General features: G+C 62.6%; 23 protein-coding genes. 15 read left to right on the top strand and 8 right to left on the bottom strand.

From position 1 onward, the window contains the following. Positions 1–27 precede the first annotated feature (27 nt). From rpmI to ihfA, 5 genes are all read left to right on the top strand, one after another. The gene (rpmI, locus tag C1H69_RS11700) at positions 28–222 is read left to right on the top strand and encodes a 50S ribosomal protein L35 (RefSeq protein WP_023006837.1); all 195 of its coding nucleotides are present in this window, start codon (positions 28–30) and stop codon (positions 220–222) included. Positions 223–258: 36 nt separating this feature from the next. Further along, complete coding sequence (gene rplT, locus C1H69_RS11695; RefSeq protein WP_102653581.1) at positions 259–612, top strand: 50S ribosomal protein L20; 354 nt, start codon at positions 259–261, stop codon at positions 610–612. 168 nt (positions 613–780) lie between these two features. Continuing rightward, on the top strand, positions 781–1,800 hold the full coding sequence (gene pheS, locus C1H69_RS11690; protein WP_102653580.1) for a phenylalanine--tRNA ligase subunit alpha: 1,020 nt from the start codon (positions 781–783) through the stop codon (positions 1,798–1,800). A gap of 43 nt (positions 1,801–1,843) precedes the next feature. Next, complete coding sequence (pheT, locus tag C1H69_RS11685) at positions 1,844–4,225, top strand: phenylalanine--tRNA ligase subunit beta (RefSeq protein WP_102653579.1); 2,382 nt, start codon at positions 1,844–1,846, stop codon at positions 4,223–4,225. Between the two features lie 111 nt (positions 4,226–4,336). Then, complete coding sequence (gene ihfA, locus C1H69_RS11680; RefSeq protein WP_102653578.1) at positions 4,337–4,642, top strand: integration host factor subunit alpha; 306 nt, start codon at positions 4,337–4,339, stop codon at positions 4,640–4,642. A gap of 67 nt (positions 4,643–4,709) precedes the next feature. On the opposite strand, the gene C1H69_RS11675 is transcribed toward ihfA, so the two are convergent. Continuing rightward, entirely contained in the window at positions 4,710–4,919 is a 210-nt protein-coding gene (locus C1H69_RS11675; RefSeq protein ID WP_102653577.1) for a DUF2788 domain-containing protein, read from the bottom strand. 105 nt (positions 4,920–5,024) lie between these two features. Between C1H69_RS11675 and C1H69_RS11670 the strand changes: the two genes are divergently transcribed. Both C1H69_RS11670 and C1H69_RS11665 read left to right on the top strand, forming a co-directional pair. Further along, positions 5,025–5,489, top strand: coding sequence for a flavodoxin domain-containing protein (locus tag C1H69_RS11670; protein WP_102653576.1), 465 nt, complete (start codon positions 5,025–5,027; stop codon positions 5,487–5,489). Continuing rightward, positions 5,489–5,860, top strand: coding sequence for a hypothetical protein (locus C1H69_RS11665; protein ID WP_102653575.1), 372 nt, complete (start codon positions 5,489–5,491; stop codon positions 5,858–5,860). Before C1H69_RS11670 ends, C1H69_RS11665 begins: the two co-directional genes overlap by 1 nt. 225 nt (positions 5,861–6,085) lie before the next feature. Here C1H69_RS11665 and ppnN read toward each other — a convergent pair whose 3' ends face one another. Beyond that, positions 6,086–7,450 (bottom strand): nucleotide 5'-monophosphate nucleosidase PpnN, encoded by a 1,365-nt coding sequence (ppnN, locus tag C1H69_RS11660; protein ID WP_102653574.1) that lies wholly within the window; start codon positions 7,448–7,450, stop codon positions 6,086–6,088. Positions 7,451–7,682: 232 nt separating this feature from the next. Between ppnN and C1H69_RS11655 the strand changes: the two genes are divergently transcribed. Further along, a complete protein-coding gene (locus C1H69_RS11655) occupies positions 7,683–8,597 on the top strand; it encodes a LysR family transcriptional regulator (protein WP_102653573.1) in 915 nt (304 codons plus the stop codon). A gap of 92 nt (positions 8,598–8,689) precedes the next feature. Here C1H69_RS11655 and gcvP read toward each other — a convergent pair whose 3' ends face one another. Both gcvP and gcvH read right to left on the bottom strand, forming a co-directional pair. Next, the gene (gene gcvP, locus C1H69_RS11650; RefSeq protein ID WP_102653572.1) at positions 8,690–11,584 is read right to left on the bottom strand and encodes an aminomethyl-transferring glycine dehydrogenase; all 2,895 of its coding nucleotides are present in this window, start codon (positions 11,582–11,584) and stop codon (positions 8,690–8,692) included. A 69-nt stretch (positions 11,585–11,653) separates the two neighbouring features. Then, entirely contained in the window at positions 11,654–12,046 is a 393-nt protein-coding gene (gene gcvH, locus C1H69_RS11645; protein ID WP_102653571.1) for a glycine cleavage system protein GcvH, read from the bottom strand. Between the two features lie 631 nt (positions 12,047–12,677). Between gcvH and C1H69_RS11640 the strand changes: the two genes are divergently transcribed. Then, the gene (locus C1H69_RS11640) at positions 12,678–14,084 is read left to right on the top strand and encodes an alanine/glycine:cation symporter family protein (protein WP_102653570.1); all 1,407 of its coding nucleotides are present in this window, start codon (positions 12,678–12,680) and stop codon (positions 14,082–14,084) included. A gap of 128 nt (positions 14,085–14,212) precedes the next feature. Next, complete coding sequence (gcvT, locus tag C1H69_RS11635) at positions 14,213–15,325, top strand: glycine cleavage system aminomethyltransferase GcvT (protein ID WP_102653569.1); 1,113 nt, start codon at positions 14,213–14,215, stop codon at positions 15,323–15,325. Between the two features lie 102 nt (positions 15,326–15,427). Here gcvT and C1H69_RS11630 read toward each other — a convergent pair whose 3' ends face one another. Genes C1H69_RS11630 through C1H69_RS11615 form a run of 4 tightly spaced genes read right to left on the bottom strand, consistent with a single transcriptional unit; the run spans position 15,428 to position 19,505 of the window. Further along, the gene (locus C1H69_RS11630; RefSeq protein ID WP_205738470.1) at positions 15,428–17,542 is read right to left on the bottom strand and encodes a YjbH domain-containing protein; all 2,115 of its coding nucleotides are present in this window, start codon (positions 17,540–17,542) and stop codon (positions 15,428–15,430) included. Next, on the bottom strand, positions 17,539–18,408 hold the full coding sequence (locus C1H69_RS11625) for a hypothetical protein (protein ID WP_102653568.1): 870 nt from the start codon (positions 18,406–18,408) through the stop codon (positions 17,539–17,541). The genes C1H69_RS11630 and C1H69_RS11625 overlap by 4 nt, the downstream gene beginning before the upstream one ends. 21 nt (positions 18,409–18,429) lie before the next feature. Then, positions 18,430–19,176 (bottom strand): YjbF family lipoprotein, encoded by a 747-nt coding sequence (locus C1H69_RS11620; RefSeq protein WP_102653567.1) that lies wholly within the window; start codon positions 19,174–19,176, stop codon positions 18,430–18,432. Then, positions 19,176–19,505 (bottom strand): hypothetical protein, encoded by a 330-nt coding sequence (locus C1H69_RS11615; RefSeq protein ID WP_102653566.1) that lies wholly within the window; start codon positions 19,503–19,505, stop codon positions 19,176–19,178. Before C1H69_RS11615 ends, C1H69_RS11620 begins: the two co-directional genes overlap by 1 nt. A gap of 150 nt (positions 19,506–19,655) precedes the next feature. On the opposite strand from C1H69_RS11615, the gene C1H69_RS23565 reads away from it, so the two are divergent. From C1H69_RS23565 to C1H69_RS11595, 5 genes are all read left to right on the top strand, one after another. Then, complete coding sequence (locus C1H69_RS23565; RefSeq protein ID WP_165789463.1) at positions 19,656–19,811, top strand: hypothetical protein; 156 nt, start codon at positions 19,656–19,658, stop codon at positions 19,809–19,811. Positions 19,812–20,292: 481 nt separating this feature from the next. Beyond that, a complete protein-coding gene (locus C1H69_RS11610; RefSeq protein ID WP_240609916.1) occupies positions 20,293–21,429 on the top strand; it encodes a polysaccharide export protein in 1,137 nt (378 codons plus the stop codon). 8 nt (positions 21,430–21,437) lie between these two features. Next, complete coding sequence (locus C1H69_RS11605; protein WP_338066175.1) at positions 21,438–21,920, top strand: low molecular weight protein-tyrosine-phosphatase; 483 nt, start codon at positions 21,438–21,440, stop codon at positions 21,918–21,920. A 14-nt stretch (positions 21,921–21,934) separates the two neighbouring features. Continuing rightward, the gene (locus C1H69_RS11600; protein WP_102653565.1) at positions 21,935–24,133 is read left to right on the top strand and encodes a polysaccharide biosynthesis tyrosine autokinase; all 2,199 of its coding nucleotides are present in this window, start codon (positions 21,935–21,937) and stop codon (positions 24,131–24,133) included. A 124-nt stretch (positions 24,134–24,257) separates the two neighbouring features. Beyond that, entirely contained in the window at positions 24,258–25,574 is a 1,317-nt protein-coding gene (locus C1H69_RS11595; protein ID WP_102653564.1) for a nucleotide sugar dehydrogenase, read from the top strand. Positions 25,575–25,607 lie beyond the last annotated feature (33 nt).

The raw sequence follows: 25,607 nt of genomic DNA, 5'->3' as shown, positions 1-25,607 counted from the left end.
CTAAAAAACTCGAGCGGAGAATTCCTCATGCCGAAAATCAAGAGCAACAGCGGCGCTGCCAAGCGCTTCAAGAAGACCGCCAATGGCTTCAAGCACAAGCAGTCTTTCCGTAGCCACATCCTGACCAAGAAGTCGACCAAGCGTAAGCGTCACCTGCGCGGTATGAAGCAGATCCACGACGCGGACAAGGCCCTCATTCAGCGCATGTTGCCGAATCTGTAAGCCTCTGGTTGCTCACTTTAACGTCAGGAGAATGCCATGACTCGTGTCAAGCGTGGTGTCGTCGCTCGTCGTCGTCACAAGAAAGTTCTGAAGCTGGCCAAGGGTTACTACGGTGCCCGTTCGCGGGTTTTCCGCGTTGCCAAGCAGGCCGTTATCAAGGCCGGCCAGTACGCATACCGTGACCGTCGCAACCGCAAGCGTCAGTTCCGTGCCCTGTGGATCCAGCGTATCAACGCCGGTGCCCGTCAGCATGGCCTGTCCTATAGCCGTTTCGTCGGTGGCCTGAAGAAGGCCGGTATCGAGATCGACCGCAAGGTGCTGGCCGATCTGGCTGTTCACGAGAAGGCCGCCTTTGCTGCCATCGTCGAGAAGGCCAAGGCTGCCCAGTAAGTGATACCGACCGATGGTGTGGGCCGGCATTGACTGGTCCTGTGTCACACCAGACCGTCACGGGGGAAGAGCAGCCGCTCTTCCCCTGTTTTTTTGCACCATGTCTTTTGAGCCGGGTCTTTTGAACCGGTATCTTCAGCCAAGATCAACGATTTCGGAGCTCAACGGATGGACCACCTTCCCACACTGGTCACCGAGGCCCGTCAAGCCATTCAGGCCGCCGAGAGCATTGCGGCACTCGATGAGCTGCGGGTGCGCTACCTCGGCAAGAAGGGCGAGATCACCGCACAGCTCAAGGGGCTGGGCAAGTTGTCGGCGAGTGAGCGACCCGCGGCCGGTGAGCGTATCAACCAGGCCAAGCAGGCTCTGACCCAGGAACTGGACGAGCGCAGGCAGTCACTGTCAAAGGCGGCGCTGGAGGCCCAGTTGGCCGCCGAGCGTATCGACGTCACCTTGCCGGGGCGCGGTCAGCCCGGTGGTGGCCTGCATCCGGTGACGCTGACCCTGGAGCGTATCGAGAGGCTCTTCACCCGGATCGGCTATGACGTGGCCGTGGGGCCGGAAATCGAGGATGACTACCACAACTTCGAGGCGCTCAACATTCCCGCCCACCACCCGGCACGGGGCATGGCCGATACCTTCTATTTCGATGCCACCCGGCTGCTGCGCACCCATACCTCGCCGGTTCAGGTCCGGACCATGAAGGAGCAGGCGCCGCCGATTCGCATCGTCTGCCCGGGGCGGGTCTACCGCAGCGACTCCGACCTGACGCATACGCCGATGTTCCATCAGGTGGAAGGGCTGCTGGTGGATGAGGACATCAGCCTCGCCGACCTCAAGGGGACCATCGAGGACTTCCTGCACGCCTTCTTCGAACGTGAGGATCTCTCGGTGCGCTTCCGTCCTTCCTATTTCCCCTTCACCGAGCCGTCGGCCGAGGTCGATATCCAATGCGTGATGTGCAGCGGTGAAGGCTGCCGGGTCTGTTCGCAAAGCGGCTGGCTGGAAGTGATGGGCTGCGGCATGGTCCATCCGGAAGTGTTTCGCCATTCCGGTATCGATTCCGAGCGCTACAAGGGCTTCGCCTTCGGCATGGGGGCCGAGCGCCTGGCCATGCTGCGCTATGGCGTCAACGATCTGCGCCTGTTCTTCGAGAACGACCTGCGCTTTCTGCGCCAGTTCGCCTGACCTCGCGGCATTACATGTACATCGGCAGAACACAGGATGAGTCATGAAATTTTCCGAACAGTGGCTGCGTGAGTGGGTCTCGCCGCAGCTTGGCGCCCAGGCATTGGCCGACCAGATCACCATGGCCGGGTTGGAAGTCGATGCCGTCGAGCCGGTGGCAGCGGTTTTCAATGGCGTGGTGGTGGCCGAGGTGGTCGGCAAGGAGCCGCATCCCGATGCTGACAAGCTGAATGTTTGCCAGGTGGACGATGGCAGCGGCGAGCCGGTCCAGGTGGTGTGTGGTGCATCCAACGTGGCGGTAGGCCAGAAAGTGCCCTTTGCCCGTGTCGGAGCCGTGCTGCCCGGCGACTTCCAGATCAAGAAGGCGGCGCTTCGAGGCGTGGAGTCCCGCGGCATGATCTGTTCTGCCTCGGAGCTGGGCCTGGAGGAGGAAACGTCGCCCGGTATCCTCGAGCTGCCGCTCGATGCGCCGGCGGGCGAGGATTTCCGGGCCTGGATGGGGCTCGACGATCATACGATTGAAGTGGACCTGACACCCAACCGCGGCGATTGCCTGAGTCTCAAGGGCCTGGCGCGTGAAGTGGGCGTGCTCAACCGGTTGCCAGTGATGTCGCCGGACGTGACGCCGGTGGCACCGGTTCATGACGAGACCTTCCCGGTTCGCATCGAGGATGTCGAGCGCTGCCCGCGGTATATCGGTCGCCTGATCAAGGGCGTCGATGTCACCGCTGTGACGCCGTTATGGATGGTCGAGCGGCTGCGTCGCAGCGGCGTGCGTTCCATCGATCCGGTCGTCGATATCACCAATTACGTGATGCTGGAACTGGGGCAGCCATTGCACGCCTTCGACCGGGCCAATCTGCATGGGGCGGTGATCGTACGCCTGGCCCGTGAAGGCGAGAGGCTGGTGCTGCTCGATGGCCAGGAAATCACCCTGAATGCCAATACGCTGGTCATTGCCGATGAGCGTGGTCCGCTGGCCATGGCCGGGGTGATGGGGGGAGAGGGATCGGGCGTCAGCGAAGCCACCCGCGACATCTTCCTGGAGTCGGCCTTCTTTTCTTCCCTGGCGATTGCCGGTCAGGCGCGCTCCTACGGCCTGCATACCGATGCCTCCCATCGTTTCGAGCGCGGTGTCGATCCGCAGCTGACCGTGGATGCCGTGGAGAGGGCGACCGCGTTGCTGCTGCAGATCACCGGTGGCGAGCCGGGCCCGCTGGTGGAAGCGGCAAGCCAGGCGCACCTGCCGGGTGAGCGTGAGGTGACCCTGCGCGCCGCGCGCCTCGAACAGGCGTTGTGCAAGCGGCTGCCCGCCGGTGACGTCACCGAGATACTCGAGCGACTCGGCATGGGTGTCGAAACGGGTGAGGCCGGTTGGCAGGTGCGCGTGCCGAGCTGGCGTTTCGATATCGCCATCGAGGAGGACCTGATCGAGGAGGTGGCCAGAATCCACGGCTACAACCTGTTGCCGGCACGTCGTCCCGCGGCACGCCTGGCGCTGCGTCCCGATCACGAGGCTCGCACGCCTCTGGGCCGGTTGCGTCGGCAGATGGTGGCACGGGGCTACCAGGAGGCCGTGACCTACAGCTTCGTGGCTCCCGAGCTGCAGCGGGCGCTGCTGCCGGACGCCGTCTCCCCGCGACTGGCCAACCCCATCTCCAGCGACCTTTCCGTCATGCGCGCGAGCCTGTTCCCTGGCCTGGTGCGGGCCCTCGAGCATAACCTCAATCGCCAGCAGACACGGGTTCGCCTGTTCGAGGCAGGCCTGGTGTTTCGCGGGGACCTGGATGACCTGCAGCAGACTCCCATGCTGGGAGCGCTGGTCTGTGGTTCGCGTGAGCCCGAGGGCTGGGCGGGTGGCCGTGAGCAGGTCGATTTCTTCGACCTCAAGGGTGACCTGGAGAGCTTGACCGCCATGGGGGGGGAGGCCGAGGCCTGGCGCTTCGAGCCAGGCGAGCACCCCTCGCTGCACCCGGGGCAGAGTGCCCGAATTCTTTATCGCGGCGAGGCCGTGGGCTGGATCGGGGCGCTTCATCCCGGGGTCCGCGCGACGCTGGGCCTCAAGGCCGATGCGCTGCTGTTCGAGGTGCGCCAGGATGCCCTGACCCGAGGTGTGCTGCCGGCCTTTGCGCCGCTGTCTCGCTATCCGGAAGTCCGCCGTGACCTGGCCTTCCTGCTGGAAGAGGACCAGTCGGTCCAGACATTGCTGGATTGTGTACGCAGCCAGGCCGGCCAGTGGCTCGAGGAACTGCGCCTTTTCGACGTCTATCAGGGCAAGGGGGTTACGGAAGGGCACAAGAGCGTCGCCTTGGGCTTGACCTGGCAGCATCCTTCGCGCACGCTGAATGACGAGGAAATCAATCAGTTGGTCGATGCCATCGTCGCCGAGTCGCACCAGCATCTGGGTGCCGAGCTACGCGGATGAAGTTTCGGGGTGTCTTTTCGTGCCACGAGGCTGCGCAGCATGACCTGCCGCGCACTTCCCGGGCGAAAAATCACCGGCGACGGGCTGGACCGCCACTCTGAAGGAGTAGACATGGGAGCGTTGACCAAGGCGGAACTGGCCGAGCACCTTCACGCCGAGTTGGGACTGACCAAGCGGGAAGCCAAGGCGATGGTAGAAGCCTTCTTCGAGGAAATACGGGCCTGCCTGCGTGAGAACGAACAGGTGAAGCTGTCGGGATTCGGCAACTTCGACCTGCGTGACAAGCGCGAGCGTCCTGGCCGAAACCCCAAGACGGGCGAGGAGATTCCCATCTCGGCTCGCCGGGTCGTGACCTTCCGTCCTGGCCAGAAACTCAAGAGCCAGGTGGAGTGCTACGAAGGGCCGCCGCCAAGCTGACTTCTGAACGGACAGGATGCCACCCCAGAGGTGGCATCTTGCCATGATGGAAGAGGGGGCGGTCGAGTCAGACGCCTCCACCGCGCTCGAGCAGCCAGGTAATGACGACTTTCAGTACATAACCCAGTATGCCGGCCCCCAGTACCACGAACAGCATGATGGTGCCGAATCGTCCGGCCTGGGATTTCTTGGCCAGATCCCAGATGATGAAGCTCATGAACAGGATCAGTCCGCCAATCATGATGGGCGTGATCCAGGCCTCAAAGGTCTGCTGCATATCGCCTCCTTGCCGTAAAGTTCGTCATTGTACTCGGACTTCAGGGGGGCTGCATGCCAGGTACGCTATGACTATACGATCGAAACACTCAGGTATATTCCCGACATGCCAATGCTGAAGATCCTTGTTGGAACCATGTATGGCGGCGCTCTCGACGTCGCTGAGCAAGTCCGCCCTCTGTTCGAGGCGGCCGGCTACGAGGTCGCCGTTCTCGAACAGCCCACGGTGGCGGACGTGACCGATTCCCCCACCGATCTGGCGCTCTTTTGTGTCTCCACTACCGGCAGCGGTGATTTCCCGGGCAATTTCGTGCCATTTGCCCGTGGCCTGGATGAGCAGAGCCCGTCGCTTTCCGGGCTGCGCTATGGCTTGATTGCCCTCGGGGACAGTTCTTACGGCGAGACGTTCTGCGGCGCTGGCCGCCAGTTGGATGAGATGCTGCAAGGGCTGGGTGCCAACCGCCTGGGAGAGCGGCTCGAAGTGGATGCCATGGAAACCTTCATGGCTGACGATGCCGCGCTACCCTGGGTGGAAGAGTGGATCGATGCGCAGCAGTTGAAGGTGGCCTGATGAAAGCAGTACCGACGGCGGAACGGGTCAGCATCATGCTGGGACTGGTGGTGCTGATGCTTTCCACCATTCCCCGATATCTGGCCGGCGGCCATGAAAACCGGCTCACGATGATCCTCCTCGCCCTGGCGGCTGTCGTGGCGGTGTCGGTGATGCATTGGCGGATGCTCGAGGCGGATGAGCGCCAGCGCTTGCCGCAGCTGCTGATACGTTTCGGACTCGCCTTGCTGGTCGGCATGGCGGTGATGGGGGGGTGGCATGCCCTGATGACCGACTGGATCAGTTGGCAGCTGTTCATCGCGCATGGCGCGACGGCCGGGCTGCTGCTGCACGTCCTGCTGCTGTGGTGGCGCCCGGCAGTGCCCAGGTAGATTTTCCTGCAGCGGCCTGTATCACCATGACAGGCAGGCCCACCCTGTTGGAGGACGATTTATCGCACGACCGCGGTGTTGCCTGGGTTGGCATCAGTTGCCAGTGCTCGCAGCTTCCGCGGGGGCGCCTGCGGCGCCAGTCGCGATGGGGCCAGCGCTTCGACAGCGATGGCCTCCACCCAGGAGGCACAAACCGCTGTCGAGGCCCGCTTCACTTTCCCGGCGTTAGACCAGACGGTAGCAGGGCACGTATTCACTCCCCGGCAGCTTCATCCTGCCCTGGGCAACGAAGGAGCCCAGCAGGTCGTCCAGCCGGTGCATCAGTTCCGGCTCGGCGTGCAGGGAGAAGGGGCCGTGCGCTTCGATGGCGCGAATGCCATTCTCCTTGACGTTGCCGGCAACGATGCCCGAGAACGCCCGACGGAGGTTCGCGGCCAGCTCATGGACAGGCTGGTCCCGGTGCAACGCCAGGCCGGCCATGGCGGCATGGGTGGGCTCGAAGGTTTCCTGGAAGTCTCGGGCGATCGTCAGTCGCCAGTTGTAGTGGAAGGCATCCTGATGGGCGCGGCGGAAGCCGGTCACGGTATCGATGCCCTTGCGCATGGCGCGGGCGACCTCGATGGGATCGTCGACGATGACCCGGTACTTGGAGCGGACCTGCTCGCCCAGGGTATAGAGCAGGAATTCGTCGATGCGTTTGAAGTAGTTGGCGGCACTGGCGGGGCCGGTGAAGATCACCGGCATTTCCATGTCGGCGTTGTCCGGGTGCAGCAGGATGCCGAGCAGATAGAGGATCTCTTCTGCCGTCCCGACACCGCCAGGAAACACGATGATGCCGTGCCCGAGACGGATGAAGGCTTCCAGGCGCTTTTCGATGTCGGGCATCACCACCAGTTCGTTGACCAGCGGGTTGGGGGCCTCGGCGGCAATGATGCCGGGTTCGGATATGCCGAGATAGCGACCGTCACTGAACCGCTGCTTGGCATGGGCCAGGTTGGCTCCCTTCATTGGCCCCTTCATGGCGCCGGGGCCGCAGCCGGTACAGATATCGAGCTCGCGCAGCCCGAGGTGATAGCCCACGTCCTTGGTGTACTCGTATTCCTCACGGGCGATCGAGTGCCCGCCCCAGCAGACGACGATGCCGGGGTCGCGACCGGGTTTCAGCGTGCCGGCCTTGCGCAATATATGGAACACCGCATTGGTGGTACCTTCGGCGGTGGTGAGGTCGAAGCGCGCGTGGTGCTGGATCTCGTTGTAGACATAGACGATATCGCGCAACACCGAGGAAAGGTGTTCGCGTATGCCGCGAATCATCTTGCCGTCGACGAAGGCTTCGGCCGGTGCGTTGGTCACCTTGAGGCGTATGCCGCGATCCTGCTGGATCACGTCGATATCGAAGTCATGGTAGGTTTCCATCAGTACCAGGCTGTCATCCGTCATGTTGCCTGAACTGAGGACGGCCAGCGCACAGCGGCGCAGCAAGTCATGCAGGCCGGCCTGAGAGGTATCGCGCAGGCGGTTGACTTCGTGCTGGGAGAGCACTTCCAGGCTGCCCAGCGGTGAAACGGTACTGGAGAGGGTATCGGGCATGGAAACGTTCCTTGTCGGATCAGGTCAATTCGGTATGGTGCGCTGACGAGTGCCAGGCGTCATGCAGGGTGATGGCGTGGCGAGCGAACGGGTCGGGCATCGGGTGTGGTCTCGCGGTGTGTCATGTGGGCGATGCTACCATGCCGGGCGGCATGGCGCAGCGCTGCACGGCGTGGTCCGTGCTGCTAGAATGGCCTCATCCGGCCCCGGCCGATCCCGCAAGCGATGCGCCATGTTCAATGCCCAGTACTTCCGTACCTTCATCACCCTGGTCGAAACCGGAAGCTTCACGCGTACTGCCCTGTGCCTGGAGATGACCCAGCCCGGTGTCAGTCAGCACGTGCGCAAGCTGGAACAGTATCTCGATAAATCCTTGCTGGAACGCCAGGGCCGTCGCTTCACCCTGACCGAGGCGGGTCGGCGTGCCTATGACTATGGCCTGCGACTCTTCACCGAGCACGAGCAGTTTCGTCACTCGCTCGACGACGAGGCGCTGGATACGGGTGAGTGTCGTATCGCTTCCCCGGGTAGCGTGGGGTTGATGTTCTATCCGTATATCCTGGGCCAGCAGCAGATGTATCCCGGCCTGACGGTGAGCTACAGCTTCGCCTTCAGCCAGGAGATCATTGCCGACGTACTGGCAGGGCGTCACGATCTGGGCATCGTGACCGAAGCCGTTCGTCATTCGGACCTGAACTGCCAGGCATGGCACCAGGAGCCGCTTTGCCTGGTCGTGCCGGCCGATTTTGCCGGCACGACGCTGACGGAACTGATGGGCATTGGCTTCATCAACTACTCCGATGGCGTCAACCACGCCGGATCGCTGCTTCGCAGCAACTTTCCGGACGAGTTTCGTTCCATGAGCCAGTTTCGCCGCCAGGGCTTCACCAACGAGGTCGCCATGGTGCTGGATGCCGTGGCGCGCGGCCTGGGCTTTACGGTGGTGTCGCGACTGGTGCTGGAAACCTCGCCCTGGCAGCGTCAGGTGAGGGAGCTCGACCTGCCGGTGGTGGAATACGAGTCCTTGCATCTGGTCACCAGGGCGAGTGCCCGAGTACCGCGCCGCTACGAGCGCCTGCTGGATGGCTTCCGGGAGCAGCGGCTGCGGGAACGCTTCGGCCATGGGGAGGCGGCGCCGAATCCCTGACGCGGGCGCCTGGCCACGACCATGCCCCAATACATTCGCCCCGCCATGGCGGGGCGAATGCATGTGGCGCCGTTAACCCGCTTCGAGCCGGTTCAGTCGCGGTATTCGTCGATGCTGGGGCAGGAGCAGATCAGCTGCCGATCGCCGAACACGTTGTCGACGCGGTTGACCGCGGGCCAGTATTTGGCGGCCTTTACGGCATCCGATGGAAAGGCACCGAGCTCACGCGAGTAGGGGCGATCCCAGCTGTCGTCCATCAGGTCGGCCATGGTGTGCGGGGCGTTGACCAGCGGGTTCCCGTCCGCCGGCCACTCGCCGCTTTCCACCTTGGCGATCTCGGCACGAATGCTGATCATGGCGTCGCAGAAACGATCGATCTCGTAGCGTGACTCCGACTCGGTGGGCTCGACCATCAAGGTGCCGGGCACCGGGAAGGACATGGTCGGCGCGTGGAAGCCGTAGTCCATGAGGCGTTTGGCGATGTCCTCCTCGCTGATGCCGGAGGCCGCCTTGAGCGGACGGATGTCGATGATGCACTCGTGGGCCACGGTGCCATTGACTCCGCGATAGAGCACGGGGTAGTGCGCTTCGAGCCGCTTGGCCACGTAGTTGGCATTGAGAATGGCGAGCTCGGTGGCCTCGCGCAGGCCGCGGGCCCCCATCATCTTGATGTACGCCCAGGAGATCGGCAGGATCGAGGCGCTGCCGAAGGCGGCTGCCGAGACGGCGCCGCAGTCGGCATTGACGCCGGTGATGGGGGTCACGACGTGGTTGGACACGTAGGGGGCCAGGTGCGCCTTGACGCCGATGGGTCCCATCCCGGGGCCGCCGCCGCCATGGGGAATACAGAAGGTCTTGTGCAGGTTGAGATGGGAGACGTCGCCGCCGAAGTCGCCAGGACGACTCAGGCCGACCTGGGCATTCATGTTGGCGCCGTCGATATAGACCTGCCCGCCATGCTGGTGAACGATCTTGCATGCCTCTCCAACGCCTTCCTCGAACACCCCGTGGGTGGAGGGGTAGGTGAGCATGATCGCCGACAGAAGGTCACTGTGCTGTTCCGCCTTGTCGCGAAGATCGTCGAGATCGATGTTGCCATCGCTGTCACACTCGACCACGACGACCTGCATATGGGCCATGGCCGCGGAGGCGGGGTTGGTGCCATGGGCGGAACTCGGGATCAGGCAGATATTGCGGTGCCCCTGGCCTTCTGCCTCCTGATAGCGGCGAATGGCGACCAGGCCGGCATACTCGCCCTGGGCGCCGGAGTTCGGCTGCATGGAGATATGGTCGTAGCCGGTGATTTCCACGAGGAAGGCTGCCAGCTCGTCGATCATCTGGTGATAGCCGGCCACTTGGCTCTGGGGAGCGAAGGGGTGGACCTGGCCGAATTCCGGCCAGGTGATCGGGATCATCTCGCTGGTGGCGTTGAGCTTCATGGTGCAGGAGCCCAGCGGAATCATGGCGTGGGTCAGCGACAGGTCCTTGTTTTCGAGACGCTTGAGGTAACGCAGCATCTCGGTTTCGCTGCGGTAGCGTTTGAAGGTCGGGTGATCGAGGAAATCCGTTTCGCGGCGACAGGCAGCGGGTATGCCGCTGTTGCCCGAGGTGGCGATGGATTCGTCCAGGGCCTTGATCGAGAGCCCGTGCTCCTCGTCGACAAGCACATCGAACAGGATGTCGAGATCGTGGGCAGTGGTCGTCTCGTCGAGACTCACGCCGATATCGCCGTTCTCGAAGTAGCGCAGGTTGATCTCATGGGTCATGGCCCGGCCATGTATCTTGCCGGCATCGACTCCGGTCAGGCGCAGGGTATCGAACCAGCTGCCGTGGGCCAGCTTCACTCCCTTGGACTCGAGGCCCGCAGCGAGAATGGTGGTCAGGCGATGGATGCGCGAGGCAATGGTACGCAACCCCTCGGCGCCATGATAGACGGCATAGAAGCCGGCGATGTTGGCCAGCAATGCCTGGGCGGTGCAGATGTTGGACGTGGCCTTTTCCCGACGGATGTGCTGTTCGCGGGTCTGCATGGCCATGCGCAGCGCGGTGTTGCCACGGGCATCCCTGGAGACGCCGATGATGCGGCCGGGAATCGAGCGCTTGAGCGTGCCCGTGGTGGCGAAGAAGGCGGCATGGGGGCCGCCGAAGCCCATGGGGACACCGAAACGCTGGGTATTGCCGACCACGATATCGGCTCCCAGCGCGCCGGGCTCCTTGAGCAGGACCAGGCTCATGATATCAGCGGCCACGCAGGTCATTACGCCCTTGGCGCGGGCGCCGGCCAACAGTGGCGCGAGGTCGCGCACTTCGCCACTCTGGCCGGGATACTGCAGCAGGGCGCCGAACACGTCATGCTCGGCCAGCGTATCCGCTGCGCCAATGATCAGCTCGAAGCCGAAGTAGTGGGCGCGGGTGCGAACCACGTCCAGGGTCTGGGGCAGTACGTCGTCGGCAACGAAGAAGGCGGTGCTTTTCGATTTCTTGTTGGCGCGTTGGCACAGGGCCATGGCCTCGGCGGCGGCGGTGGCTTCATCGAGCAGCGATGCGTTGGCCAGTTCCATGCCGGTCAGGTCCATGACCATTTGCTGGAAGTTGAGCAGGCCTTCCAGGCGACCCTGCGCGATTTCCGGCTGATAGGGCGTGTAGGCGGTGTACCAGCCGGGGTTTTCCAGCACGTTGCGCTGAATGACGGCGGGCACATGGGTGTTGTGGTAGCCCTGGCCGATATAGGTCTTGAAGACCTTGTTCTGCCGTGCAAGGCGTCTCAGGTAATCCAGCGCCTCCGCCTCGCTGCGGGGCGGGTCGAGATCGAGTTCGCGACCCAGGCGGATGTCCGCCGGTACCGTGCGCTCGACCAGGGAGTCGAGGCTTTCCATGTCCAGTGCCGCCAGCATGGCGGCAACGTCGTCGGCACCTGGGCCGTTATGGCGGCGAATGAAGGCGTCGTGATCGGCCAGTTCGGCCAGGCGGCGGTTGTCGGAAGCCATGGAGCACCCTGTCAAATAAACGTGAAGAAAACCCGGTCATCATGACCGGGGGCGAGACGCTGCGTGGAATCAGGCGTCAGCGTCGGCAATGGCCTGGTAGGCATCGGCATCCAGCAGGGTTTCCAGGCTGGCGGCATCCTCGATGCGGACCTTCATGATCCAGCCGTCTTCATAAGGGGCTTCATTGACGGTTTCCGGCGCATCTTCCAGTGCCTCGTTCACTTCGACGACGTCACCGGCTACCGGGGCATAGAGGTCGGAAGCAGCCTTCACGGATTCGATCACGCCGAATTCATCGCCTTTCGCCAGCGTACGTCCTATCTCGGGTAGCTCCACGAACACCACGTCCCCGAGCGCCTCCTGGGCGTGGTCGGTAATGCCGATGGTGACGGTGCCATCCCCGTTGTCCAGCACCCATTCGTGGCTGTCGTTGTAGCGTAGATTGGCCGGAATCGAGCTCATGATGATTTCCTATACGAAAAAGGTTTTCTGACCGAACAAATGCTAACGCCATTGATGGCGTTTGGCGAGTCCGCACGAAGCACATTATTTCAGGGCGGCCCCGGAGGCCGGCCTCTTCAGGGTGGCTCTACCGTTGGCTAGCGTCCAGTGAGCTTGCAAACGGGCTCGAGCGTCACGCTCCAGGCAGGGCGCCTATGCCCACGCTTTGCCTTGGCCGGCCGTTTTTTCAGGTGCTTGACAATGCGAAAAACTCGATTCGACAGCGTTGACGGAGGTCACTAGTCTGAATTCGTGGTTCGTGTCCTTGCGCGACCTCGGGTGAACCGATCAGGGGATGGCAGACGCCGGTGGCGGGAGTCGAACGTGATGATTGTTTCCAATAGGAAACAGGCGTTACGCTTGCAGCCCATGCGGGAAGATTCGGTGGGCAGACGATTCAGCGAACAGAAGGCAATTCGAAAGGGTGGTGTCTTCCTGGTGAATTCCGCTATGGTACGCCGGTTTGTACTGTTGATCGCTCGATGATGACGCGCTGTGGCATGACGATTGCCTTGCCGAGGCTGGCTGCACCTTGACCTGGGAGCAACGCGCTAGACGGAACAACAAATCCATACGACAGAGGGAAACGTTCGTGGAAACCTTGACAACGATATTCACTGCCATCAACAGCGTGGTCTGGGGCCCGTTGATGCTCATACTGCTGCTTGGCGTGGGCCTGTATCTGCAGGTGGGCCTGAAGTTGATGCCCATACGCAAGCTGGGTACCGGTCTCAAGTTGATGTGGCAAGGACGCGACGCGAAGCCCGTGCCGGGCGAGAAGAAGAAAGCGGAAGGCGAAGGGGAGATTTCGCCCTTCAATGCGCTGATGACGGCGCTCTCCGCCACCATCGGTACGGGTAACATCGCCGGGGTGGCTACGGCCATCGCATTGGGCGGGCCAGGCGCGGTTTTCTGGATGTGGTTCACTGCGCTGGTCGGGATGGCGACCAAGTTCGCCGAAGCGCTTCTGGCCGTTCGCTATCGCGAAATCGATAGCACCGGTTATCACATCGGTGGACCGATGTTCTACATCAAGAACGGTCTGGGCAAGAAGTGGCTCTGGCTCGGTGGCATGTTCGCCTTCTTCGGTGCCATAGCGGCCTTCGGTATCGGCAATACCGTGCAGTCGAACTCCGTGGCCGATGCGCTCAACTCGACATTCGACATTCCCCATTGGCTGACCGGTGTGGTACTGATGGTGCTCGCCGGGGCCGTGATTCTGGGCGGCATCAAGCGCATTGCCAAGGTGGCCGGCAAGCTGGTGCCGATCATGGGCATCCTCTACGTGGTCGCCGGGCTCATGGTGCTGTTCGTCAATGCCAGCCAGATCGGTGACGCCTTCAGGCTGATCTTCTATTACGCTTTCAACCCCCATGCCGCCATGGGTGGTTTCGCCGGGGCGGCGGTGATGGCTGCCATTCGTTTCGGTGTGGCCCGGGGCATCTTCTCCAACGAGGCGGGGCTAGGCAGTTCGCCCATCGCCCACGCCGCGGCCAAGACCCGCAATCCGGTGCGCCAGGGCCTGATTGCCATGCTCGGCACCTTTATCGACACCATTGTCGTCTGCTCCATCACCGCCCTGGTCATTCTGACCTCTACGGTATGGATCGATGGCGAGCAGGGTGCGACATTGACGGCACTCTCCTTCGATGCCGCGCTGCCCGGCTATGGCAACCAGATCGTTTCACTGGCATTGGCGGTGTTCGCCTTCACGACACTCCTTGGCTGGTCGTTCTACGGCGAGAAGTGCTTCCAGTTCCTGTTCGGGACTCGCTCGATCATGCTCTACCGCGTGCTGTTTGTGCTGGCCATTCCGCTGGGGGCGATGGCCCAGTTGGGCTTCATCTGGCTGATGGCAGATACCTTCAACGCCATGATGGCTATTCCCAATCTCATCGCCCTGGCACTGCTCTCGCCAGTCGTGTTCAAGCTGACCAAGGATTACTTCGATGGCAAGGAGGTGTTGCCAGGCGAAGATATCATGCATCACCGTGATTGACGTCAACTCATGACGAGACGGGGGGCGCCCTGGACGGCCGCCCCCCTGCATGGCCAGCGCAGCAACCGTTGCCATACCAATTCCATTTCATTCCCGCGATATCCCATACCTGACAAGAGGTTTTCGACATGAGCGAACTCAAGCACACCCCGCTGCATGACCTGCACCTGGAGCTGGGTGGCAAGATGGTGCCCTTTGCCGGCTACGACATGCCCGTGCAGTATCCGCTGGGCGTCAAGAAGGAGCATGAGCATACCCGGGCAGCTTGCGGCTTGTTCGACGTCTCGCACATGGGGCAGATCCTGTTGCATGGGCCACGTCCTGCCGAGTCATTGGAGACGCTGGTGTGTGCGGATATCGTCGGTCTTCCCCGGGGCATGCAGCGTTACGCCCTGTTCACCGGTCAGGATGGCGGGATTCTCGACGATCTCATGGTGGCCAATGTCGGTGACCATCTGTTCCTGGTGGTGAACGCCGCCTGCAAGGACCAGGATCTCGCTCTGTTGGAGACCGGACTGGATGCGGACCATCACGCCGAACTGCTCGATCGAGGTCTGCTGGCCTTGCAGGGGCCGGAGGCGGCGGCCGTCATGCGGCGTTTCTGTCCAGCGGCCTGCGACATGGTATTCATGCAGCAGGGCGAGTTCACTATCGATGGCATCGAGGTGTGGGTGAGCCGCAGCGGATATACCGGCGAGGATGGTTTCGAGATATCCGTGCCGGCTGAACAGGCCGAGACTCTGGCACGTCGCCTGTTGGCCGAGGGGGAAGTGGAGGCAATAGGCCTGGGGGCGAGGGACTCCCTGCGACTGGAAGCGGGATTGTGTCTCTATGGCCATGATATCGACATCGAGACGACCCCCGTCGAGGCCGGACTGATCTGGGCAATCGGCAAGCCTCGCCGGCGCGGGGGAGAGCGAGCCGCGGGGTTTCCCGGTGCGGATCTCATCCTCCACCAGGTGGAAATCAAGGATCACCCGCGCAAGCGTATCGGCCTGCTTGGTGAAGGTCGCGCGCCGGTTCGTGAGGGGGCGGAGCTGTTCAGCGACGATGACAAGTCGATTGGCAAGGTGACCTCGGGTGGCTTCGGCCCCAGCGTCGGCAAGCCGGTTGCCATGGGCTATGTCATGATCGAGTATGCCGAGATTGGTACCACGGTGTACGCGGAAGTGCGCGGCAAGCGGCTGCCGATGGTGGTCAGCAAGATGCCGTTCGTGGTGCCGGGTTATCATCGGGGTTGAGACACCTTTTATTATTTATACCGTTATCTATCGTGGTTGGAGCGCTGGTCCCCATCGCGACTGGCGCCGTCAGGCGCCCGGGTTTGCCGCAGCATTGGTCACCTATCGCATGGCATCGTCGTAATCCTCCCAGTAACGCCCCATCTGCCGCTCCTCGGTCAGGTCGTACAGGGTGGTTCTGCGTGCCAGCTGCGCGCCGCCGTCGCGGGTCAGAGGCCGCCAGGCCAGCTGGGCGCGCTGTCGTGTCGAGCGGACGAAGAAGGCATCGAATGGCAGCGATACGTAGATGCCCTTGTCGAAACTGCCTTCACCGAAGTCGTCGCCGGCGTCGGTGAACGTGGCCCAGCCCCCCAGGCGTACCCCTGAGTCGAACTCTCGCGATACATCGAAGGTCATGCCGATGTCGCCGGCCAGGTAGCGGCCTATGCTGACCTTTGCCAGTACGTCTTCGAAATCGGTCTGCCAGTAGCCGGTCAGGTGGCCGGTCCAGGTGCTGTAGTCCCGCATCTCGAAACGCTGATCGAAATCACGCTGCCTGACCCAGTTCATGTCGACTCCAATCGCCACGTCGCTGTTGAAGGGGCGATAGAGCAATTCGCCGCCGGCCCCGGCGTACATGGTTTCCAGCAGCCCGCCATATCCCATGGCGTACCAGTCGTTGCTGAGGCGCGTGGTATGGGTGTATTGCAGGTTACTGATGCCAAGATCGGTTTCAGCCAGGTAGTCGCCGATATGGGTGCGAACCCGGGGCAGGTCGGAAGGGCCGATATAGCGGTACTTGTCCAGGTTGTCGTCCACGGTGTAGGTCAGCGTCGCCGATAGCCAGCTGTTGGCTCCGAGGCGATATTCGCTGTCGAGGTTCGCCGACAGTCGGTACAGGTAGCCATCCGGTCCACCGAAATTCTGCTCCAGCACCGGTTCCAGGTTGTAGCTGAAGCCTCGGGGGTCGCTCTCGTAGAGTATGTCTCCCTCGGCTGGCTGAAAGGCACCATGGGCATAGAGGCCGTGCCGGTGAAGCGGAACGTCGTCGGCGGAGTGGGTCGCGGCGACCAGGGCGTCGCGTTCATGGACGCTCTCCCGCAGTTCCAGGCCTCGCTCCTGCCAGCGAAACCGGAATGTCTCGACGTCACCATCCAGGTGATTGTGCAAGAGGCGCCCCGCTCGTTGTTCGCTGTCGGCGAGCGAGCGGTAACGGCTGGGTTCGCCCTCGATGGTGACGGTGTTGCCACTCTGACGCAGTCGTCGGACGGCAATGCCGGCATTCCCATCGAGCTCCTGGCTGAGCGCCTGCCAGTCGCCGGTGTGCTCGGCCGGTGCGTCTCTGGCCGGCATCGGCTGCGGGTCTCGCTTGGCCTGGGACAGCGTGGCCAGGTTGGTGGAAAACGATACCCCCACCATGGCGGTATCGCCGCGCTGCCAGCCAGCCTTGAGTTCGATGCCGTCGGTCAGCCGGTATCGGGCGCCGACATTCAACCGGGAATCCTGATTCTGGTGGTTGCGCTGTGGCTCGTGCTGGTAGTCGTTGCCCTCCAGCTCCACCTGTAGGATCAGCGGATCCCAGGGCGTCTGGTATTCGATGCCGCCAAACACGGCCGCTCGGCCGCTGAAAAGGCTGTCCAGGTTGAGGTCGCCGCCATCGTCGCCGGGGCTGAAGCCGGTGCGGCGTTCGAAACGGTCGTCGAGGTGTGTGAGCGGATTGGTGAAATCCTCCTGATTGCCCAGATACCCCCAGCCGATACCCAAGGTGAAATCGACGTCGTGCCAGCGTTTGCTGGCGACCAGGTATTCGGCGCCGAACAGGCCGGTACCGCCCATGTCGCGCGCCCCTACCGCAACCTGGGGCCAGTAACGGCTCTCCTCGCGCAGGCGCAGCTTGATATCGATCCCCTTGTCCAGATTGTTGCGATCGCGGGTGGCGGCCAGGTACTGGCGGTTCTCCACCTCGACGTAGCGAAAGCCCGCTTCCAGCCATTCCGTTGGCTGGAAGAACAGGTTGTAGCGGCGATAGGGCGCCGTGCGTGACGCGGAGAATGCGAAGTTTCCCAACGGTGCCATGCGTGCCGACGGCGTCTGCATCAAGCCCTTGCCGCCGAAGTCGCTTTCGCCCTGTCCAAGACGTACGTCCCGGGCCCCGGCCTGGGCGATCGGGGTCATGGCAAGACCAATGGCAAGAGCCAGTGGCGTGAGTCGCCCATAGGGCATTCGGCGGCTGGTCATGATGCCGTGCCTGCCTGGCCGAGGCCATGGCCGGGCAGCGGTTGGTCCTGCTCGGAAGCGTTGCGGGTGTCGGCGGGAAGCGGAATGCGCCGGCAGTCATCCCCGGGTAGCCGAGTCGACAGAAAATCCGGCAGGGCGCGATTGACCCAGTCGGCCTCCTGTACCTGCTCCGGCAGCGCCAGGACGACTCGGGTGCCGGGCACCAGGGCGCTGTCATTGGCGTTCCAGGCACCTGTTCCGACCTGGCGCGGGGCATTCTGGGGGGAGATGATCCAGGCGGTATCCGCTGCCTGCCAGTGGTCGCGTGGCTGTTCGCGCAACAGGCCGTTCAGTGACATGCCGACGGTCCATGGCTGGCGCGTCACTCCGCCGAAGCTCCACAGCTCGATCCAGTCAGTCAGCGAGCATTCGCCCGCTTCAGCCAGTGCCGACAACGGTGGATCTTGCCTTGGCGCGGCAAGCAGGGCGGTAAGGTCGGCTCTCGCCGGAGTGCGGCTACCTGCCTTGATCTGGTTGCCAATCTGTTCGCGCCAATTGCCCAGGCCCCGGGCAGCATGCCGATGTCCGGCAAGCGTGAGATGGTCGATCAGGGTGGTGAGCTCTTCCTGTAGCCTCACTCCCTGCCGACGCTGGGGGGCAATATGCTGTTCACGCAGGTAGTAGCTGTAGGCCGGCTGATCGGGCAGGGCCCGTTCCAGCCAGAGCTCGGAGAGCCGTGTGCTGTCGGCGGGCTCTTGTGCCTGAAGTGGCCAGGCGGCGCACAGCAGCAGGGCTCCGATACCCGCCAACTGGCCGAATCCCGGCAGGCCATGGGTGCCTTCCGCCGCAGGGGGGTCGGCCGAAGGGGGGATTGCATGATCCAGCATCGTTTTTCCACTCTCTCATTCTCATTCAGTGCCGGTTATGACCGGTGCGACGGAGATGGCTTCCCCTTGTGCCTGGTCTTCGGCATCACTCCACCATGGCCGCGCCACCTGCCATTTCAGGCGATGTCCGCGTGGCCAGAGAGTCATGTTCCCCCCCCAGATACGCAGACTGGCGGGGTCGCGCCAAAGCTCCCCCTTGCTGCGCAAGCCGCTTTGCCATTCCAGTCGTTCGGTGCACCGTTCCAATCGTGCCGTTGTCAATGGCAGGTCTACGGGGCGAGCCGCCTCGCAGGTCAGTGTCGCCATTGCGACATCCAGGTGTTCCTGCCCGCTGCGATCACGCCAGTGAGCGTGGACCCGATAGGTGTCGTTCTTGGCGTCGTTCTCGAGCCAGCGTCCCAGGAGCGTTTCGTGGAAGCCCATGGAACTCATGGGAAGGCCGTCGCGAAGATGCAGCGTGGCGTAGTCGCCGGCTTGCCAGAAGGTATCGCGCCCTTTTTCGCCGGTACGGTGTGCCATCACCATGAGCGCTTGGTTGCCCTCGCTGTTCACCGCCAGCGAGGCATACGGTAGTTCTGCTGCCTGGGCGGCGAGGTCCGGTGAACGCAAGGATCCCAGTACGGTTTCCCCCATCGGCGAAAGGCCGCCTCCCTGGGTGCAGCCTGCCAGGCCGAGTGCCGCCAGCAGTATGCCGCACCGAAACGGGACCGCCTTGCGGCGGTCCCGTGGCGGCACACGCTGCGTGGCGCATCGTGTGTCGCGGTCCATCAGCGTGTGCCCGTACCGGTGCCAGTCCCTGTACCCGTACCGGTGCCGGTTGCACCCACCACGACACCGATGCCGGCGGCACCCCTGTCGATGGCACCGGCAATGGCATTTCCGGAATTGCCGGGTGCATCGCCAGCGGCACCGCCACCAGGCGTTACGCCGCCGCTGGTCATCGCATCGGGGGCAGGGGCGTTGCCGGAGCCGTCCGGCGCCCCAGAGGGCGGGGTATTGCCTGCCTGCTGGGCCAATGCCAATGGCGATAGCGCCATCAGGGCCATGCCAGCGACAGCTGCAGACCGTCGAAGGCCTTTGCGAGTGACTTGAATCATGGTGTTGCTCCTGTGTTGCGCCGGGGAGCCCGGCGGGATCAAGCCGGGCAGTCTTGCCGGAAAATAACCAGGCCTTCCTGTTCGGCCGACCTGCCGATAGGCAGGTTATTGCAGAGTTATATTGAGGATTCTCTCACGACGAATTCGATCATGATCGAGAGAGATTCAAGTATGGCGGAAGAAGACTATCAGCTTATTACACAACTTGCTCAGAACAGAAAAGAAACAAAGTATGTATCATGTTATCTTAACGTAGCTTTAGGTAAAAAAGAGAAAAAAGTTGGAGATTGGGGGGTGACAAGTTAGAAAAAAAGATTATTCTTGCTTCCGTTCTATCGCCGATTCCCAGGACGGGAGAGTTGCGTCTCATCGAACGTATCCACATCATATATTTCATTCTGTCTTACGGCCTGAGTGCTGTATATCGCTGTTTCAAAAGGGGGTTGGCTTCAGGGATGGCCGTGAAACCTTGTGGCGGTAGCGTGCCAGAAAAGGCTTGATTCTCGTTAATAAAGGCGATTTCAAGGCTTCGTGTTCATATATTAATCACGCTGTACAGTAATAATGATGAGGCGTGGAAAAATGGCGACAACAGGAATTTTAAATGTCGCAGGTTGGCAACATTAGTGTCAAAAATGGCGTCAATGATAGAAATGTACACCCGGTTATTTGTTTGGGGTCAGTGTTTGCACTTGTGTCCCTTGGTGGCGACATCTTGAAAACCAGACTTATCAGCGTGATGTCGAGAAGCCGGTGTTGGCGACATCCAGACGAGCGAGACGTGTAAATGACGCATTATCAGATGCGAGGCCGGTTAACCGGATTATTGCTTGCCATTGGCCTGCTTGCCCTACAGGGCTGCGCCTTTTCACCCGGTGGGCATATCGATTACCAGACCGATACCGCTCCCATCGATGACCTGGTCGATATCGAGCCGATCACCTTCGGGCTGGTACGAACCCAACAGCGTGAGAGTATCGCGCCGGAGGACATTGGCAAGATCAGTGAGTCGCTGCGTGGCGACATCAGCGGCTATGACTATCGAATCGGCAAGGGCGATGTGCTCAGCATCATCGTCTACGGGCATCCCGAGCTGACGATTCCCGCCGGGGGAGAGCGCAGCGCCGCCGAGTCCGGCAACACGGTGCACAGCGACGGCACCATCTTCTATCCCTACATCGGCCGCATCAATGTGCTGGGACGCACGGTTACCGAAGTGCGCGACATCGTTGCCAGCGGGCTCGAGCCCTATGTGGCGATGCCTCAGGTCGAAGTCCATGTCGCTCAGTTCAACTCACAGAAGGCCAACGTGACGGGGGCTGTCGCCGACCCTGGTCCAATGGCAATCCGCAATGTGCCGCTGACCGTGCTCGATGCGATCAGCCTGTCCGGTGGCCTGACCGACGAGGCGAACTGGCACGACGTCATCCTGACCCGCGAAGGCGAGTCGATTCGCCTCTCCCTGCACGACATGCTCAACAATGGGCAGCTGGAGCAGAACCGGCTGCTGCGTGATGGCGATGTGCTTCACGTGCGGGACAACACCGACCAGAAGGTCTACGTCATGGGCGAGGTGCGGGACCCCCGGAGCCTGGCGATGGGCGGCAGTCGCCTGACCCTGACCGATGCATTGGCGGAAGCCGGCGGTATCGACGAAGGGAATGCCAATGCATCCGGCATCTTCGTGATCCGTCGAGCGTCGGCGGAGAGCGACAAGCTTGCCACCGTTTACCAGCTGGATGCCCGCAACGCCACGGCCATGATGTTGGGAACGGAGTTCCAGCTTCAGCCCACCGATGTGGTTTACGTCACCACGACCCCGCTGGGTCGCTGGAATCGCGTGATTCGCCAGTTGTTGCCGACCATCTCCAGCGTCTACCAGACCACCCGTACCGGGCGTGAGCTCGAGCGGATCGGCGAATGAGCGCGGGCATGATGTTTCGGCGAGTCCTCGTGGTGTGCACCGGCAACATCTGCCGCAGCCCCGTTGGCGAGGCGCTGCTTCGGCGGGGGCTTCCCGGCCTTCAGGTCAGTTCGGCCGGGCTCGGCGCGCTGGTCGATCATGGCGTCGAGCCGACCGCCAGGCGGCTGGCCGAAGCGGACGGGTTGCGGGTCGCGGAACACCGGGCGCGTCAGATCACCGCGGAAATGGTCCGGGGCGCCGACCTGGTACTGGTCATGAGCGAGGGGCAGAAGCTGGCCATTGCCGAACACTTTCCCTCGGCCACGGGCAAGACCATGCGATTCGGTCGCTGGCTGTCGGGTGGGGACTCGGAGGGAGCGGACATTCCCGATCCGTATCGCAGGAGCGAAGAGGTCTTTGTTCATGTTCACGAACGGCTTGTCGAGGCCGCTCGGGGGTGGCTCGTCCGCCTCGGTGGACATCAGCCCCGACATGACGCCACCGACCAATAGTTCAGGACGTATTCATGGTGAAAGAAGCGAAAACGGGCTTGCGCCCAGGACACGACGACATCGACCTGGGTCGCCTCTTTGGCGTTCTGCTCGATAACAAGTGGTTGATTCTGCTTGTCACCGGCCTGTTCGCTGTCACGGCAATCGTGCATGTACAGCTCGCGACACCCATCTATCGGGCGGACGCGCTGGTCCAGGTGGAGGGCAAGGCCAGCCTGAGCAACCCGCTGGCGGAAGTGCGCTCCATCCTGGGTGAAGAGCCCAAGGCCGACGCGGAGCTGGAGATCCTTCGTTCGCGAATGGTGCTCGGGCAGGCCGTCGACAAGGAGCGGCTCGACATCGTGGTGGTACCGACACGGCTGTCCCTGGTGGGAGGGTATCTGGTACGCCGCGGCATGGAGCGCCCCGACTTTGCCAAGCGCAGCGTCTGGGCCGGGGAATACCTCAATGTCGGCGACCTTCATGTCGATCACGAGTGGCTGGGGCGGGCGATGCGCCTGGTAGCGGGCGGGCCGGGGCACTACCGCTTGTATCACGGCGATTCACTGCTGGGCGAAGGACGTGTCGGCAGCAACGAGAGTTTCGCCAATGGCCAGGTCGAGCTGCGTGTCGCAGAGCTCGACGCGGGGGAGGGCGCGGAGTTCACCGTGGTTCACCGGACACGCCTGGCCGCCATCAATCACCTTCGCGCCAGGTTCAGCGTCAGTCAGCGCGGGCGCGATAGCGGTGTCTTCAACATGACCTTGACCGATGAGGACCCCCGGCGCGCCCAGCGAACCCTGAGCGTGATCGGTCAAATCTACCTGACCCAGAACGTGGATCGGCAGAGCGCGGAAGCGGAGCAGAGCCTCGAGTTTCTCGAAGCGCAGGTTCCGGAAGTTCGCAGTGAACTGGCGATTGCCGAGGATGCGCTCAATGCCTATCGGATGGATCACGACAGCGTGGATCTGTCTCTCGAGACCCGTTCGGTGCTGGACCGGGTAGTGGACCTCGAGGCGAAGCTCAGTGAGCTGGAGATGGAGCAGTCGGAGCTCAGCCGGCGCTATAACGCATCGCATCCCACCTACGCGGCGATGATGGAGAAACGCCAGAACATGGAGCGTGATCGCGAAAGGCTCAACGAGCGAATCCAGGCTCTGCCCGAGACCCAGCAACAGATCCTGCGCATGTCGCGTGATGTGGAAGTGACCCAGCAGGTTTACGTGCAGCTGCTGAACAAGATCCAGGAAATGAGCATCACCAAGGCCAGCACTGTCGGCAACGTGCGCATTCTCGACGATGCCATGGCACAGCCGGGGCCCATCGAGCCGCGCAAGCCCGTCACCGTGGTGCTCCTCACCCTGATCGGCGGCTTCCTGTCGGTGGCCTTCGTTTTGGTGCGCGGCATCTTCCGCCGTGGTATCGAGAGCGCCGAACAGATCGAGGATCTCGGCCTGCCTGTCTACGCGACCATACCGCTTTCCGAGGACCAGCAGAAACTGGTACGGCGGTTCAAGCGGCGCCATCAGCGGCGCGGCCGTGACGTGGCCTGTGGCGTGCTGGCGCAGCGCGCTCCCGACGACACGGCGGTCGAGGCGCTGCGTGGCCTGCGCACCAGCCTGCACTTCGCCATGCTTGAAGCACCCAGCAACAGGCTGATGATTACCGGCCCCAGCCCCAACATCGGCAAGAGTTTCATCAGCATCAACCTGGGTGCCGTTATCGCCCAGGGGGGGCAGCGTGTCGTGGTGCTGGATGCCGATATGCGCAAGGGGCACGTGCACAGCGCCTTCGATGCCGAGAGCCAGGGTGGGCTGTCGGAGGTGCTGGCTGGCAAGTGTGAACTGGACGATGTCGTCCGCCAGTCGCCCGTCAACGGCTTGAGTTACGTGGCTCGCGGCAAGGCGCCGCCCAATCCGGCCGAACTGCTGATGAGCGACCGCTTCACGCAACTGCTCGAGAGCCTGAGCGCGACCTTCGACATGGTCATTGTCGATACTCCACCGGCGCTTGCCGTGACCGACGCCAGCATCATCGGGCAGCAGTGTGGCACCACCTTGCTGGTGGCCCGGTTCGGCCTCAACCCCCCCCGCGAGATAGACGTGGCAATGCGTCGCCTCGAGGGCAGTGGCGTCGAGGTCAAGGGCGGCATCCTGAACGCCATCGAGCGCAAGGCCGCTACCAGCTACGGCTATGGCTATTACCACTATGCGTACAAGACCAAGGGTGCCTGATGCGCCCGGTACCCGGCCTGGCCGTGCGGGCCGACCAATGGCGTGACGCCTGCTTGCCGTGCCCGCTCAGGGGCGGTGAGGCATCACTCCGACCTCGCTACATCGGAAACCATGGAAGAACGTCATGACTACCATCAAAGAGCGTTTGATCGACCGGCTGGAGAGCAGGGATGCCGTCATCGGGATCGTCGGGCTGGGTTACGTGGGCCTGCCACTGATGCTGCGCTACAGCCATATCGGCTTTCGTGTGCTGGGCATCGATATCGACGCCTCGAAGGTGGACAAGCTCAACGCCGGAAAAAGCTACATCGAGCATGTCGACGGCGACAAGGTGGCCCGTGCCCGTGACCGAGGGTTCGAGGCAACCACCGATTTTGCCCGTGTGGCCGAGGCCGATGCGGTGATTCTCTGCGTTCCCACGCCGCTCAACAAGTACCGTGAGCCCGACATGTCCTTCGTGATCGATACCGTGGACGCGCTCAAGGGCCACCTGCGTGAAGGGCAGATCATCTCGCTGGAAAGCACCACGTACCCGGGGACCACCGAGGAGGAGCTGCTGCCTCGCGTCGAGGAAGGCGGCCTTGCCGTTGGCGAGCAGCTGTTCCTGGTCTACTCGCCGGAGCGGGAGGACCCGGGCAATCCCGACTTCGAAACGCGTACGATTCCCAAGATCGTCGGTGGCCACACCCCGGCCTGTCGCGAGGTGGGCGTGGCGCTGTATCGGCAGGCCATCGACCGGGTCGTGCCGCTGAGTTCCACGCGTGCCGCCGAAATGACCAAGCTGCTGGAGAACATCCACCGTGCCGTGAACATCGGCCTGGTCAACGAGATGAAGGTGGTGGCCGACCGCATGGGCATCGACATCTTCGAGGTGGTGGACGCGGCGGCCACCAAGCCCTTCGGCTTCACTCCGTACTACCCCGGCCCGGGCCTGGGTGGCCACTGTATCCCGATCGATCCCTTCTATCTCACCTGGAAGGCTCGTGAATACGGCCTGCACACCCGGTTCATCGAGCTTTCCGGCGAGATCAACCAGGGCATGCCCGATTATGTGGTCGGCAAGCTGGTGGACGGCCTCAACCAGAACGGCCACGCCCTCAAGGGCAGCCGGGTACTGGTGCTCGGCATCGCCTACAAGAAGAACGTGGACGACATGCGCGAGTCGCCCTCGGTGCACATCATGGAGCGCGTCCGGGATCGGGGCGGAGACGTCGCCTACAGCGACCCCCATGTGCCGACCTTCCCCACCATGCGTGAGCATCACTTCGACCTGGAGAGCGTCCCGCTCACGCCGGCGACGCTGGCGGAATACGACGCCGTGGTCCTGGCGACCGACCATGATCGCTTCGACTACGAGATGATCCGCGCCCACGCGAAACTGATCGTGGACACCCGCGGCATCTATCGCGGGGCCGACGCCAACAGGGTCATCAAGGCCTGACAACCGTCCCTTTCGGTCAAGCGGCACATGACC

Origin of the sequence: Billgrantia endophytica, from assembly GCF_002879615.1 — a bacterium.
Classification (GTDB): domain Bacteria; phylum Pseudomonadota; class Gammaproteobacteria; order Pseudomonadales; family Halomonadaceae; genus Halomonas; species Halomonas endophytica.
This window is presented reverse-complemented; position numbering and strand designations above follow the sequence as displayed.